This is a genomic window from Bradyrhizobium sp. STM 3809 (assembly GCF_000239795.1).
Taxonomy (GTDB): Bacteria; Pseudomonadota; Alphaproteobacteria; order Rhizobiales; family Xanthobacteraceae; genus Bradyrhizobium.
Map to the genome: position 1 here is coordinate 1 of NZ_CAFJ01000388.1, position 1,173 is coordinate 1,173.

Annotated in this window: 1 protein-coding gene; it reads right to left on the reverse strand. The window is 66.2% G+C overall.

The window, feature by feature from the left end; all coding sequences use genetic code 11:
* On the reverse strand, positions 1-960 hold a 960-nt coding region (locus tag BRAS3809_RS19685), incomplete at its 3' end, for an ABC transporter substrate-binding protein (RefSeq protein WP_052523444.1).
* Positions 961-1,173: the final 213 nt, after the last annotated feature.

Genomic DNA, 1,173 nt, shown 5'->3' on the forward strand with positions numbered 1-1,173 from the left:
GGTGGCGCTGTAGGTCGCGGCCTGGTTCATCGTCGGCATCCGCTGCATGCGGTCGAAGAACTTCTTGCCGAAGGCGCGGGTGCGGTCGTTGAGGTCCCAGTAATAGGCCTCGGTGATGATCAGGCCCTGCGCCAGCTTCAGGCCGAGACTGTGGATGTCGGAGATGAACATCACGATGCCGGCGAGGTTCTGGCCGCCGGCGACGATGCCGAACTCGGCCGCCTGCTTGATGGTGTTGATGGTGTCGCCGCCGCCATTGGCCATGCCGATGATCTTGGCCTTGGAGGCCTGCGCCTGCAGCAGGAAGGACGAGAAGTCCTGGTTGTTGAGCGGATGCCTGGCGCTGCCGACCACCTTGCCGCCGGCCGCGCGCACGACGTCGCCGGTGTCGCGCTCGATCGAATGGCCGAACAGATAGTCCGCGGTGATGAAGAACCAGGTGTCGCCGCCGGTCTTGACGATGGCCTGGCCCACGGTGTGGGCGTTGCCATAGGTGTCGTAGGTCCAGTGCACGGTGTAGGGCGAGCAGGACTTGCCGGTGATGTCGGAGCTCGCCGCATCCGTCACGATCATCAGCTTCTCGAACTGCTTCGACATCTCCATGCCGGCGAGCGCGGTGGCCGAGGTCGGCATGTCGATCACCATGTCGACGGCCTCGTTCTCGTACCATTTGCGCACGATCGAGGCGGCGATGTCGGCCTTGTTCTGCGGGTCGGCGCTGACCACCTCGATCGGCTTGCCGAACATGGTGCCGCCGAACTCCTCGATCGCGAGCTTGGTCGCCTCGAGATTGCCCTGGCCGCCGATGTCCGAATAGACCGACGAGAAGTCGCTGAGCACGCCGATCTTGAGCGGCGCCTGAGCGCGCGCGGGGGCGGCGGCGAGGGTGAGGGCAGCAAGGCCGGCAACGAGACCGACGCCGGCAAGGCTCGTCAGTCCCTTGCCCGTGGCAAAGGTCATGGGTTTCCTCCTGATTGTTCTTGTGCGCGCGAGCATGAGCGGCCGTCGCAGGCGCGGCAAGGGCTGGAACCGCCCCGTCACGGGCATTTCGTCGCGGCACCTGCACAACCTGCCGTGGTGTGGAAATGGCCTGCCGCGGCACGAAAAACCGCGGCGGGGCGGGGCAGGTGGGGGTCTGCCGCCGATGTGACCGGGACGCCCGGCCTGCCCATA